Here is a 12,344-nt window from a genome sequence, read left to right as displayed (position 1 = left end):
TCAAGGGTGAGTGGCAATGATCGAGCTTTCCGCAACGACTTACACGACCGAACTGAAGCGCTTCAAGCTGCGCGGCCAGGTCTGGCTTGCAGCGAACGAGATTCCCGCCGACGTGCAGGTGCCGACCGCGTGGCGCGTGCTGTTGGATACGCCCGACGCCGCGCTCGGCAACTGGCTCGCGAAGATGTGGGCGGGCGTCGCCGGCCGCCTGCCGGCGGTCGAGCAGTTCTTCGCGGAGAAGCTGCGGCGCCCCGCCGTGTTCCAGAAGGAGAGCGGCGATCTGTGCCTGCTGTATCCGTACACGGTCGAACAGGACGACCTGAACTTCTTCATCGGCCATCCGCCGCTCGGCGAGCTCGTATCGGACGACATGCCGCTGTGGCGCGCGTTACCCGACGATCTGCGCAGCTTCTACCAGTTCACGCACAACGGCTGGACGTTCTTCCCTGCGAACTCGATGGGCCCGTTGCCGATTGGCGACCAGACCGCGTTGACCGACAAGCTCGACCTGACGCCCGACGAGACGCGCCAGCTCGGCGTGAATCCCGATCTCGTGTGGACGGTGTTCCAGAATGGCGGCGGCGACTATCTGTGCCTCGACCTGCGCAACAGCGCCGGCGACGGGAGCGACGCAGGGCGGATCTGGTGGCACGAGAACCCGACCGAACTCGAACCGGTGGATTTCTGGGCCGTGATGAACGCGTGGTTCGAGATTTTCGTCGAGGAAGCCGACAAGCGATGACGACCTGGTGCGTCGTTTCGGGCCGGTGCGCATGCAACCGTAGGTCCATGCCGCGTGCCGCACGCGCGACTTCTCCGGTTGCGAATGCAGTGTTCCGGCCGACCCGAAAGCCGTTGCGAGATGTCATTCGATTTGCCGGCGCTCACCTGGCGCGTGGGAACGTATGAGGTTTTCCGCGCACGGGCGTCCAATCCACTGATCAATCTGCACGCGTCGACACCCGATCGGCTTCGGTCGACGCGATTGCCAGCCTCGTCGTGCCGCGGCACCGGATCCATGCCATTCAGGGTGTTCTTCGCGGGTGTTTCCCACTGCTTGGTGATCCGACTTTTTACCTAAGATGAAGAAATCGTGCGCGTCGTTCGGTGCTTGCGCGCATGGAGGGAGGCAGGAGGCAGCGCCAGAGCGATGCCGGCGGATGTTGCGATCATGGAAGCGAAAGTGTGTGCGGCGGCTGCCTGTCTTGCGACGGCAGCGACGCCGACGGGCGCGGCGCAGGGCGCCGCACGGACGACGCGCCGGCCCGGCCGGATCACTTCGCTGCGCCGCGCGTTGTTCGCAATCGTTTGCGTGTTGGGCGCCGCGCCCGCCGTGCTCGCCGGAGCGTTCGCCGATACGGACGGCCCGGCCGACAATGGGCTCATCGCAGCCGCCGCCGCGAGCCCGGCCGATCCCGCCATTTCGTCACATGACGCGGCCGTGCGCCACGTCGTACTCGGCATCATCAGCTTCACGCGCTGGCCGACGACGCCCGTGCGCCTGCATCTGTGCATCACCGGGCGCCCCGACTACGCGCGCGGCCTGACCGACACGCTGCAGGCCGGCTCGACGCTGCTCGACGTGCAACGCGTCCGCTTCGACGATCCGTCGCTCGGCATCGCATGCGACGTCGTCTATCTCGGCGCCTTGAACAACGACGAGCGCGCGCGGGTGAGAGCCGCATTGGCTGGCCATCCGGTGCTGACGATCGCGGAACACGATCCGTCCTGCACCGCGGGCGGCATGTTCTGCCTCGACGTCGACGGCGATCGCGTGTCGTTCGACATCAACCTCGATGCCGTCGCGCGCAGCGGCGTGCGCGTGCATCCGAACGTCCTCAATCTCGCACGACGGCCGGTGACGCCATGACACGGCCCTCGCTTCCCGTTCCCGCTTCGCCCGTGCCGCGCCCGACGTTGCAAAGCGTGCTGCGTCGCGCACACTTGCGGCTCGCGTTCGTCGCCGTGACGATGGCCGCCGTGTCGTTGATCGTCGTCGCCGTGATCGCGTTGCGCGCGTATGCCGGCAACAACCTGAACCTGCTCGCGCGCTCGCTCGGTTACACGGTCGAGGCGGCGCTCGTGTTCGGCGATCGCGTCGCGGCGAACGAGGCGATCGGCATGATCGCCGGCGACGAGGACGTCGCGCAGGTGGTCGTCACCGACAGCAACGGGCAACTGTTCGCCACGTGGCAGCTGCCGGCCGGAAGCGGGATCGCGCGGCTCGAGCGCGCGGTCGCCGACGTGGCGCTGCCCGGGCCGGTGACCGTCCCGGTGATGCACGACGGCATCATCGTCGGCCACGTCGTCGTGCGCGGCCGCGGGCACCAGTTCTTCGGCTTCCTGCTCGGCGGCGTCGGCGGCATTCTCGGCTGCCTGGCCGTCAGCGTGTTCGGTGCGTACGTCAGTTCGAAGCGCCTGCTGCGCAACATCGTTTCGCCGCTGCGCGCGCTGGCGGGCGTCGCGCACGCGGTGCGGCGCGAGCGTGCGTTCGCGCGGCGAGTCGAGCCGGCGGCGATCGCCGAACTGAACCAGCTCGGCGACGACTTCAACGCATTGCTCGACGAATTCGAAGACTGGCAGAACACGCTGCGCGACGAGAACGCGTCGCTCGAACACAAGGCGACGCACGATGCGCTCACCGGGTTGCCCAACCGCGTGCAGTTCGAATCGCGTCTCGCGCTGGCGCTGTGCGACGCCACGTTGACGGGGCAGCGGGTCGCGGTTCTTTATCTCGACTGCGACCGCTTCAAGGAGATCAACGATGGTCTCGGCCACGATGCGGGCGACGCGGTGCTGATCGGCATCGCGTCGCGGCTGCGCACGCGGGTGCGCGAGGCCGATCTCGTCGCGCGCCTGGGCGGCGACGAATTTGCGGTGATGCTGGCGGCGGTGCCTGAAGCGGGCAGCGTGTGCCGGATCGCCGACGAGCTTCTGTCCGGCATGGCGCCGTCGATCGAGCTGTCCGACGGCCGCGTGGTGGCCACCATGATGAGTGCCGGCGTTGCGCTGTTTCCCGATCACGCATCCGACGCGAGCGGCCTGCTGCGCGCGGCGGATATCGCGATGTACCGCGCCAAGCGCGCGCGGCCGGGATCGTGGCAACTGGCGGAGAGCGTGGCAGGGCCGGTGTGATGTCGATCGACTCGCGCCGCGGGCGAGGCCGCGGCGGCGGTTAAAAGAAGCGCTTGCAGAGCGGGCGCGATGGAAGGGGATGCGAAATGAACCACTCGTTTCCTGTGAGCACGGGGCGGATGTGCGTCGGGAGTGCGCTGCTGCTGTGCATGCTGCTGGGGGGCTGCAACACGCCGCTGCCGCTTCATCGGGGGCTGACGCAGACGCAGGTGACGGCGCTGAAGTCGGCCGGGTTCCAGGAGACCGGGCAGGGGTTCGAGTTCGGTTCGACCGGGCCGATTCTGTTCGATTTCGATCGATACAACCTCAAGCCGGATGTCAGACGGATCGTCGAACGGATCGGGCGAACGTTGCGGTCGGCGGGCATCAACGGCGTGCGGGTTTATGGGTATTCGGATAACGAGGGCACGGAGAAGTACGACATCGAATTGTCGAGGCGGCGGGCGGAGGCGGTGGCGATCGAACTGGTCGACGTCGGGCTCGACGCGAAGCAGATCGCGATTGCCGGCAAAGGGAAGCGCGATCCGGTGGGCGATAACAGGACGCCGGCAGGGCGCGCGCAGAATCGGCGGGCGGCGATTGTGGTCTCGCCGCGATGAGGTGGTACGCCGCGCATGGGTAGACGCGCCGACACGCGCGCCGTGCCGTCCGCTGTAACGGTTCGCCACCATTGACGCGAAAGTGCCCGAACGGCCGTTTGCAAGCGGCGAGCCTTGATGTTCGCGGCATTCAGGCGCGGCATCGGCAGTATTCGTCATCGCAGAAATGACGCCCGTTCGATGCGTCGCGAATGAAACAATAGGTGGTCCCAATAAAATCGTTCCGCTTTTTTAACGCTGCATCGTCATACGCACATGCGGCGACGGACGGAACGAGGATGCCCATCGAACCCAAGGATCTGCTGCCGCACTTCGAGCGTGAACTGACGCTGCTGCGCCGTTCGGTGCAGACGTTTGCCCAGCGCTTCCCCAAAATTGCCGCCCGGCTGGCGATCAACGGCGAGCATTCGGACGATCCGCACGTCGAACGCCTGTTGCAGTCGTTCGCATTGATGGCGGCGAGCCACGACATGCGCATCGAAGATGACGTGCCGGCGTTTACGCACGGTTTTCTCGACACACTGCATGGTGTTTTCCTGCGCCCGTTTCCTTCATGCGCGATTGCGCAATTTCTGGGCGACCGCAGCAGCGACCTGATTGCGCCGCGCGTCGTGCCGCGCGGCGACAAGCTGATCGCGCCCATCGGCAAGGAAGTATTCCGCGTCGCGGACGACGTCGCGTGGCCGGCGGAAAATGGTGTGCTGAACACAACGTGGAACAGTTGGTTGCATGTGCCGAGATTCTGATAAACCGAATCGACTACTTGGAGAGTTTTGAGTTGATTGGAGAGCATGTGGCGAATCCAGTCGACCATGAAATGAACGTGCAGAAGGATTTTGCTCGTGAACTCGTTGCAGGTACCGTGACGGATCGTGATAAGATGAAATATCACGAGTGGCTATTCAATCTTAGTTCTCCGTGAATAATGAATTAAAGGAGCAATCATGCAAACGATTAACCTGTTGATTTTTCATAGTCAAATCGTAGTTCGATCGAGATCGTACCAACGTATTTCGAGTATGACGCATTCGGCCGGCGGATCCGGCGGCTCAAGGGCAGTTGTCCTCCGTCCGGAGGGTGGCGGGATCTATACTGACGTTAGCGCCGCGGTAGTGTCATCGGCACAAGGAACAGGGATTATGGAATGCCAAATGAGATTTTGAATAGTATCGATGCGGAGATATCCAAGCCGGGATTTTTCGATTTTTTTACTGGCATGGATTTCGATGGCTTACTTGAAAAAAGGGATGCCGCATCATTCGGCGATCTCTGGGTGCAAGCGTTTAACGAAGTCGACGGACTCGACCTCGTAGTCCGCGACAAGAAATTCTTGGATTTTATTAGAGAGAAGGCATTCAAGCTCTCGTTTCGAGCCTCGGGAAATTCCGACATCGCGGGAAGAGTTTCAGACGACGTCGAACTGATCGCAAAGAGCATGTTGGCCGGGAAATCGGATAGCTGGCCAGTTAGGGTTTTGTGGCGCAGCTATAAAAATGGGGACTTTCCCGCTGAATGAGGATGACGGGGCACACGCTCAGCACAAGTGACATCCACAAGCGTGCGCACTCAAAAACCCAGCATTGGCCGCACGAGTATCGTGCCTGGCGCACAACGTCGAGTCTGAACTCGTGGAATTGTTTCAAATCGTCACGTTGTGATCAATCATGTTCCGAATAGGCGGCGCAGGCCAACTGAACAGGAGTTGTCCATGGCTAAGCCGAATCATAAAGCACGACCACCGAAGACGGAACGTTTCGTCACGATCCAGGAGATGTGGGGTACCCCGAAGACCATGGATCCGAGGCCGGAGACGTTTTATCCGTACATGAAGATTGGTGGCATGTGGCTGATCAACGATGCGTGTTTTGTTCCGGGCCGTAAGGCGAGGATCGATATTGAGCCGGGCAGGCTGATCATCACGCAGATGTAAAAGGCAACGCCGCGGGATGCGGCCGCGCTGCGCGACGTCGCGCAGCGCGCCGGACGGGGTAGAGCAGCCGTAACCGGCGGCAGCCACCCCAAACCACGCATCACCAAGCGATATCGCAAGACGACCGCGACGTCCCCGCACCGCCGGTAGCCGTGCATTTCGTCCCTGAGCCGTTGTCATAGAACGTCCGCGTCTCTGGCTGCGGCACCGACGGATCGAACGGATTCGGCGCGCCGTGCGGACCGCGCGGCGCATCGTACGGCCGCTGAGGCGCATATGAGCCGCCGCTGCCAGCCGGCCGAGAGCCATTAGCGCGCAGGTATTCATTCCAGTTCCGCTCGCGCTGCTCATACCCCGGCACAGCGCGACCCAAACTATCGCTCCCGCCCGCGCCGAGCGCGACACGATTCGGCGGCAAGATGACATCGGGTTCACGCTCAGAAGAAGCAGGCGGCAACGCCACAAGCGCATCGCTCGTCACCCGCAGCGGCCGCGTATCCGGCGTATCGAACGGGCTGCGTTCGGCGGGCGTGGCGAACTGCACCCGCCTGCGGCTCAACCGCGCCGCATGCCCATCATCCCGGGCGGCCGCACGCTCCGAGCGAAACACATTGGCACCGGCCGACCGATCGGCCAGCGTATCGCGTCCGGAAGCATGGGCAGCACAAACAGAAAGCGCGCACGCGATCGCGGCGGCGGAAGAGAGGCGGATTGGGCAATTCATCGGTGATTCGAAGCAGGTGATGTGCATTGAACAAAAACGGCAAATCACTGGCTGGCGGCTGAGCGACAAGGGGGACGTCGAAGCGTCCCTGAAGCGACTGTGAGGCGCGGCGGGCGCGACTTGCAGGGAGGCTGGCTGGATTGCTGAAGCGAGGCCACATTATTTCATGGAAATCTCAAAAAGCTTTCAAAATGTTTAGTGTTAAAGGTAAACAGTAAGATTTGCCGCGATGTCGAGCGCCCGTTCTGATGCGCACTCACACAATCATCAGTCGATTGATTTCCGGCGATCGACTCCTCGGCCGCCCACAAAACGCACCATCGCGGATCACGCTCTCGCCGAACGCCACGCCCAGCAAGGAACCCGCCCGGTCTCCCCGCCAAATAGCAACCCGATTGCACCCGAAGCAAACGTTCCCGCCTTCCGGAGGTTGCGCCCCCGTCGCCACCCACCCACCTCCAAAACGTACGTGTTTTCCCTCAATCGACAGGCATTTTTGACAGACGATTGAAAAACGCCCATATAATTTCGGCTGCCTTGCCAATGGCTGTCGGACCATCCCTCCGAACGAGCGATTTGGCAAGCGGGGCAGGCGAAACGCTTGCGCAATGCAAGACGCATCACGATGTCTTTCCGAACCAGACGTCCCCTTCGGGGACTGCAAGAGCCGGGCCCCGCTACGCAACATTCCGCTGGAGTTCCGTCTTCTATGTGTCTCGGGCGTGTCCCATGTCCTCGCCCCGGGTGCTGTTCGATTGCGCAAGTCATGCCGCCTTTGCCCGTATGACTAAACAACATCGAGGAGCTCCCAGATGACGCTGTCCCGTCTTACGTCCATTTCCGTCGCCGCCGTGCTGTTCGCCGCCGGCGCCGCCGCCGCGCAAGCGGAAACCGTGAAGATCGCCATCGCTGGTCCGATGAGCGGCTCGGTCGCCCAATACGGCGACATGGTGAAGGCCGGCGCGCTGACCGCGATCGAACAGATCAACGCGGCAGGCGGTGCGGGCGGCAACAAGTTCGAAGTCGTGATGATGGACGACGCGTGCGAACCGAAGCAGGCCGTCGCCGTCGCCAACAAGATCGTCAGCCAGAAGATCAAGTACGTGATCGGCCACGTGTGCTCGGGTTCGACGATTCCCGCGTCGGACATCTACGAGAACGAAGGCATCGTGATGGTCACGCCGTCGGCCACCGCGCCGCAGCTGACGGAAGGCAAGAAGCGCCACTTCATCTTCCGCACGATCGGCCGCGACGATCAGCAAGGCCCGGCCGCCGCGCACTACATCATCAACAACGTGAAGCCGAAGAAGGTCGCGGTCCTGCACGACAAGCAGTCGTACGGCCAGGGCATCGCGTCGTCGGTGAAGAAGGACCTCGAAGCCGCGAAGATCCCGGTCGTGCTGTTCGAAGGCATCAACGCCGGCGATTCGGACTACTCGGCGATCATCACGAAGCTGAAGTCGCAAGGCGTCGATTTCGTCTACTTCGGCGGCTACCACCCGGAAATGGGCCTGCTGATGCGCCAGGCGCGCGAGCAGGGCGTGAAGGCGACGTTCATGGGGCCTGAAGGCGTGGGCAACAAGGACGTGACGGCGATCGCCGGCCCGGCCTCGGAAGGCATGCTGGTCACGCTGCCGGCCGACTTCTCGGCCGATCCGGCCAACGCGGCGCTCGTGAGGGCGTTCGCGGACAAGAAGCGCGACCCGAACGGCCCGTTCCAGATGCCGTCGTACGCAGCGGTGAAGATCATCGCCGACTCGATCGCGGGCGCGAAGACGACGGACCCGACGAAGGTCGCCGCGTACATGCACAAGACGACGTTCGACACGCCGATCGGCAAGGTCGCGTATGACGCGCAGGGCGACCTGAAGGCGTTCAAGTTCGTCGTGTACACGTGGCACAAGGACGCGACGAAGACCGCCGCCAAGTAACAACGGAGTATCCGCTCGCGCACCCGCCCCGCCCGAAACCCGGACGGGGCGGGTGCGTATTGGCCGCGCATCTGCCCCATGCGCGCCAAAGGGCGGCCCGAGACGACACCGTGCGTTGCGCGCGGCCGGCCGCCGTGATCCGGCGACGGCACGCGACCCAGCGCCAACGGGAGCTTCCCGCACATGACTGACTTTTTTCCCCAATTCGCCCAGCAGCTCGTCAACGGCCTGACGCTGGGTGCGATCTATGCGTTGATCGCCATCGGCTATTCGATGGTCTACGGCATCATCGGCATGATCAACTTCGCCCACGGCGAGATCTACATGATCGGCGCATACGTGGGCCTCGTGACCCTGACGGCCATCGGCATCTCCGCCGGCTATCCGCTGCCGCTCGTGCTCGGCGCCGCGCTGATCGTGTCGGTGATCGTCACCGGCCTGTACGGCTTCGCGGTCGAGCGCGTCGCGTATCGCCCGCTGCGCGGCGGCCCGCGCCTCGTGCCGCTGATTTCCGCGATCGGCATGTCGATCTTCCTGCAGAACTACGTGCAGATCGGCCAGGGCGCGCGCGACGTGTCGGTGCCGGTGCTGATCTCCGGCGCGTTCGAGATCCATCTCGGCGGCGACTACGACGTGACGGTTCCGTATGCGCGCCTGCTGATCGTCTGCGTGACGATCGTGCTGATGATCGCGCTCACGCTGTTCATCTCGCATTCGCGGATGGGCCGTGCGTGTCGCGCGTGCGCCGAGGACATGAAGATGGCGAACCTGCTCGGCATCGACACGAACCGCGTGATCTCGTTCACGTTCGTGCTCGGCGCGATGCTGGCGGCCGTCGGCGGCGTGCTGATCGGGCTGACGATCGGCAAGCTGAATCCGTATATCGGCTTCGTCGCGGGCATCAAGGCGTTCACCGCCGCGGTGCTCGGCGGGATCGGCAGCATTCCGGGCGCGATGCTCGGCGGCGTGCTGCTCGGCCTCGCCGAAACCTTCGCCGCGGGCTACATGCCGGCCGAGTACAAGGACGTGGTCGCGTTCGGCCTGCTCGTGCTGATCCTGCTCTTCCGCCCGACCGGCCTGCTCGGCAAGTCGGACATCGAAAAGGTTTGACGGAGACGCAGATGAGTCAAGTCATTTCCGTTCGCCGCCCGGCCGCCGACGCATCGATCGGCCAGGCGCTGAAAAATGCCGTGGCCGCCGCGCTCCTGACGGCGATCCTCACGATTCCGGTGCTCGGCCTGCAGCTGAAGCTCGACGGCTATCAGGTGGTGCTGACGCCGCACTGGCGTCCGGTGTGGATCGCGGTCGCGGCCGTGTTCCTGTTCCAGTTGTTCAAGCCGTGGCTCGTGCGCGCGAAATCCGCGGTGAAGCTGCCGGCAATGCCCGCGATGGGCGCGCGGCAGCAGCGCGCGATCATCTGGGTGCTGCTAGCCGTTGGCCTCGTGTGGCCGTTCTTCGGCTCGCGCGGTGCAGTGGACGTCGCGACGCTCGCGCTGATCTACGTGATCCTCGGTCTCGGGCTGAACATCGTGGTCGGTTTCGCGGGGCTGCTGGATCTCGGCTATGTCGGCTTCTACGCGGTCGGCGGCTATACGTACGCGATGCTGAACCAGTATTTCGGGCTGTCGTTCTGGGAATGCCTGCCGATCGCGGCGATTGCCGCGGCGACGTTCGGCTTCCTGCTCGGCTTCCCGGTGCTGCGTTTGCGCGGTGACTATCTCGCGATCGTCACGCTCGGCTTCGGCGAAATCATCCGCCTGCTCGCGAACAACCTGACGAGCCTCACCGGCGGCCCGGACGGCATCTCGAGCATTCCGAAGCCGACGGTGTTCGGCTTCGAGATGGCGCGCTCGGCGAGCGTCGAAGGCGCGAAGACCTTCCATGAACTGATCGGGCTGGAATACAGCGGCGAGCACATGGTGATCTTCCTGTACCTGATCGCGCTGGTGCTGGTCGGCTTCACGCTGTTCGTGACGAGCCGCCTGATCCGCATGCCGATGGGCCGCGCATGGGAAGCGCTGCGCGACGACGAGATCGCGTGCCGATCGCTCGGCCTGAACCCGACGCGCATCAAGCTGTCGGCGTTCACGCTCGGCGCGGCGTTCGCGGGTATCGGCGGCGCGTTCTTCGCCGCGCGTCAGGGCCTCGTGAATCCTGAATCGTTCACCTTCATCGAATCGGCGCTGATCCTCGCGATCGTCGTGCTCGGCGGGATGGGCTCGCAGCTCGGCGTGATTCTCGCGGCGATCCTGCTGACCGTGCTGCCGGAAGTCGCGCGCGGGTTCGCCGAGTACCGGATGCTGATCTTCGGTCTGGTGATGGTGTTGATGATGATGTGGCGTCCGCAGGGCCTCTTGCCCGCGAGCCGTCCTCACGTGGAGCTGCCGCAATGAGCGCGAATGCAGAACTGTTGAAGGTTGCCGGGCTGCAGATGCGCTTCGGCGGGTTGCTCGCGGTGGACGGCATCGATTTCGACGTGCGCCGCGACGAGGTGTTCGCGATCATCGGGCCGAACGGCGCGGGCAAGACCACCGTGTTCAACTGCGTCGGCGGCTTCTACAAGCCGACCGGCGGCGACGTCGTGCTCGACGGCCACGCGATTGGCGGGCTGCCGAGCCACCAGATCGCGTTGAAGGGCCTGGTGCGCACGTTCCAGAACATCCGCCTGTTCAAGTCGCTGACCGTCGTCGAGAACCTGCTCGTCGCGCAGCATCGGAAGGTGAAGGCCGGGCTGCTGCACGGCCTGTTCGCGACGCCCGCGTATCGTCACGCCGAGAAGGAGGCGCTCGAACGCGCGGCCGTGTGGCTCGACCGGATGGGGCTGACCGCGGTCGCCAACCGGCCGGCCGGCACGCTGTCGTACGGGCACCAGCGGCGTCTGGAGATCGCGCGCTGCATGATCACCGAGCCGCGTCTCTTGATGCTCGACGAGCCGGCGGCCGGCCTCAACCCGCAGGAAAAGATCGAGCTGCAGCACCTGATCGACAAGCTGCGCCGTGAATTCGGCGTATCGGTGCTGCTGATCGAACACGACATGAGCCTCGTGATGGGCGTGTCCGACCGCATCCTCGTGATGGAGCACGGCCGGCCGATCGTGATCGGCACGCCGGAAGCGGTCCGCAACGACCCGCGCGTGATCAAGGCGTATCTGGGGGAAGAGTGATGCTGAAGCTGGAACAGGTCCATACGCACTACGGCGCGGTCGAGGCGCTCGCGGGCGTGTCGATCGAGGTGAACAAGGGCGAGATCGTCACGCTGATCGGCAGCAACGGCGCCGGCAAGACGACGCTGATGATGACGGTATGCGGCACGCCGCGCGCGTCGTCGGGCCGCGTGCTGTTCGAGGGCAACGACATCACCGCGATGTCGACGCACCAGATCATGCGGCAGGGGATGGCGATCTCGCCGGAAGGGCGGCGCGTGTTCCCGAGCCTGACGGTGCTCGAGAACCTGAAGATGGGCGGCTTTTTCGCGAGCCGTCACGAGATCGACGACGGCATCGAGCACGTGTTCAAGCTGTTTCCGCGCCTGAAGGAACGCGCGGCGCAGCGCGCCGGCACGATGTCGGGCGGCGAGCAGCAGATGCTGGCGATCGGCCGTGCGCTGATGAGCAAGCCGCGCCTGCTGCTGCTGGACGAGCCGACGCTCGGCCTCGCGCCGCTCGTGATCGCGCAGATCTTCGACATCATCCGGACGATCCGCGACGAAGGCGTCACGGTGTTCCTGGTCGAGCAGAACGCGAACAAGGCGCTCGGCGTGGCCGATCGCGGCTACGTGCTCGAAACGGGGCGCGTGGTGCTGGCCGACACGGGCGCGAACCTGCTCGCGAACGACCGGATCAAGCAAGCGTATCTCGGCGGTTGATCGGCGGGAAGCCGCTGGCCTGCAACGGGCCGGCGGCTTTTTGGCGTCGTTTCGAATGTGTCGGTACGATGGGGGCCATGCCCGTTTGTGTAGCGAATCCGCAGCCGATTCGGCTTCGATCGTAGTCGAATCGGCTACGTCCTCGCTTCCCGGAGACAACC

Annotated in this window: 13 protein-coding genes; 12 read left to right on the top strand and 1 reads right to left on the bottom strand. The window is 64.2% G+C overall.

Annotation, left to right across the window (positions count from 1 at the left end; translation table 11 throughout):
- Positions 1-16: 16 nt before the first annotated feature.
- The 7 genes from LGM42_RS17850 (at position 17) to LGM42_RS17820 (ending at position 5,664) form a co-directional block, all read left to right on the top strand.
- The gene (locus LGM42_RS17850) at positions 17-742 is read left to right on the top strand and encodes an SMI1/KNR4 family protein (protein WP_059584425.1); all 726 of its coding nucleotides are present in this window, start codon (positions 17-19) and stop codon (positions 740-742) included.
- Between the two features lie 429 nt (positions 743-1,171).
- Positions 1,172-1,870, top strand: coding sequence for a YfiR family protein (locus LGM42_RS17845; protein ID WP_226232784.1), 699 nt, complete (start codon positions 1,172-1,174; stop codon positions 1,868-1,870).
- Positions 1,867-3,135, top strand: coding sequence for a diguanylate cyclase domain-containing protein (locus LGM42_RS17840; RefSeq protein ID WP_226232783.1), 1,269 nt, complete (start codon positions 1,867-1,869; stop codon positions 3,133-3,135). The genes LGM42_RS17845 and LGM42_RS17840 overlap by 4 nt, the downstream gene beginning before the upstream one ends.
- Before the next feature lie 86 nt (positions 3,136-3,221).
- Entirely contained in the window at positions 3,222-3,734 is a 513-nt protein-coding gene (locus LGM42_RS17835; protein WP_226232782.1) for an OmpA family protein, read from the top strand.
- Between the two features lie 278 nt (positions 3,735-4,012).
- Complete coding sequence (locus tag LGM42_RS17830; RefSeq protein ID WP_226232781.1) at positions 4,013-4,480, top strand: type VI secretion system baseplate subunit TssF; 468 nt, start codon at positions 4,013-4,015, stop codon at positions 4,478-4,480.
- A 398-nt stretch (positions 4,481-4,878) separates the two neighbouring features.
- Entirely contained in the window at positions 4,879-5,250 is a 372-nt protein-coding gene (locus LGM42_RS17825) for a hypothetical protein (RefSeq protein WP_226232780.1), read from the top strand.
- A gap of 192 nt (positions 5,251-5,442) precedes the next feature.
- Positions 5,443-5,664 carry a hypothetical protein gene (locus tag LGM42_RS17820; protein ID WP_059584438.1) on the top strand — a complete coding sequence of 74 codons (222 nt, stop codon included), beginning with the start codon at positions 5,443-5,445 and terminating at the stop codon, positions 5,662-5,664.
- Positions 5,665-5,764: 100 nt separating this feature from the next.
- Here LGM42_RS17820 and LGM42_RS17815 read toward each other — a convergent pair whose 3' ends face one another.
- On the bottom strand, positions 5,765-6,415 hold the full coding sequence (locus LGM42_RS17815; RefSeq protein WP_226232826.1) for a hypothetical protein: 651 nt from the start codon (positions 6,413-6,415) through the stop codon (positions 5,765-5,767).
- Positions 6,416-7,200: 785 nt separating this feature from the next.
- Here LGM42_RS17815 and LGM42_RS17810 point away from each other — a divergent pair.
- The 5 genes from LGM42_RS17810 (at position 7,201) to LGM42_RS17790 (ending at position 12,183) form a co-directional block, all read left to right on the top strand.
- Positions 7,201-8,319: a branched-chain amino acid ABC transporter substrate-binding protein gene (locus LGM42_RS17810; RefSeq protein WP_226232779.1), complete on the top strand. Its 1,119-nt coding sequence runs from the start codon at positions 7,201-7,203 to the stop codon at positions 8,317-8,319.
- Positions 8,320-8,502: 183 nt separating this feature from the next.
- Positions 8,503-9,429, top strand: coding sequence for a high-affinity branched-chain amino acid ABC transporter permease LivH (gene livH, locus LGM42_RS17805; protein WP_059584442.1), 927 nt, complete (start codon positions 8,503-8,505; stop codon positions 9,427-9,429).
- 11 nt (positions 9,430-9,440) lie between these two features.
- The gene (locus LGM42_RS17800; RefSeq protein WP_226232778.1) at positions 9,441-10,712 is read left to right on the top strand and encodes a high-affinity branched-chain amino acid ABC transporter permease LivM; all 1,272 of its coding nucleotides are present in this window, start codon (positions 9,441-9,443) and stop codon (positions 10,710-10,712) included.
- Positions 10,709-11,482 carry a high-affinity branched-chain amino acid ABC transporter ATP-binding protein LivG gene (gene livG / locus LGM42_RS17795; RefSeq protein WP_059640789.1) on the top strand — a complete coding sequence of 258 codons (774 nt, stop codon included), beginning with the start codon at positions 10,709-10,711 and terminating at the stop codon, positions 11,480-11,482. The genes LGM42_RS17800 and livG overlap by 4 nt, the downstream gene beginning before the upstream one ends.
- Positions 11,482-12,183 (top strand): ABC transporter ATP-binding protein, encoded by a 702-nt coding sequence (locus LGM42_RS17790; RefSeq protein ID WP_006484776.1) that lies wholly within the window; start codon positions 11,482-11,484, stop codon positions 12,181-12,183. Before livG ends, LGM42_RS17790 begins: the two co-directional genes overlap by 1 nt.
- Positions 12,184-12,344 lie beyond the last annotated feature (161 nt).

The sequence above is a fragment of the Burkholderia sp. AU39826 genome, assembly GCF_020419965.1.
Classification (GTDB): Bacteria; Pseudomonadota; Gammaproteobacteria; order Burkholderiales; family Burkholderiaceae; genus Burkholderia; species Burkholderia semiarida.
Note: the sequence above shows the minus strand (reverse complement) of the source record. Positions and strands in the feature narration are given on the sequence as shown.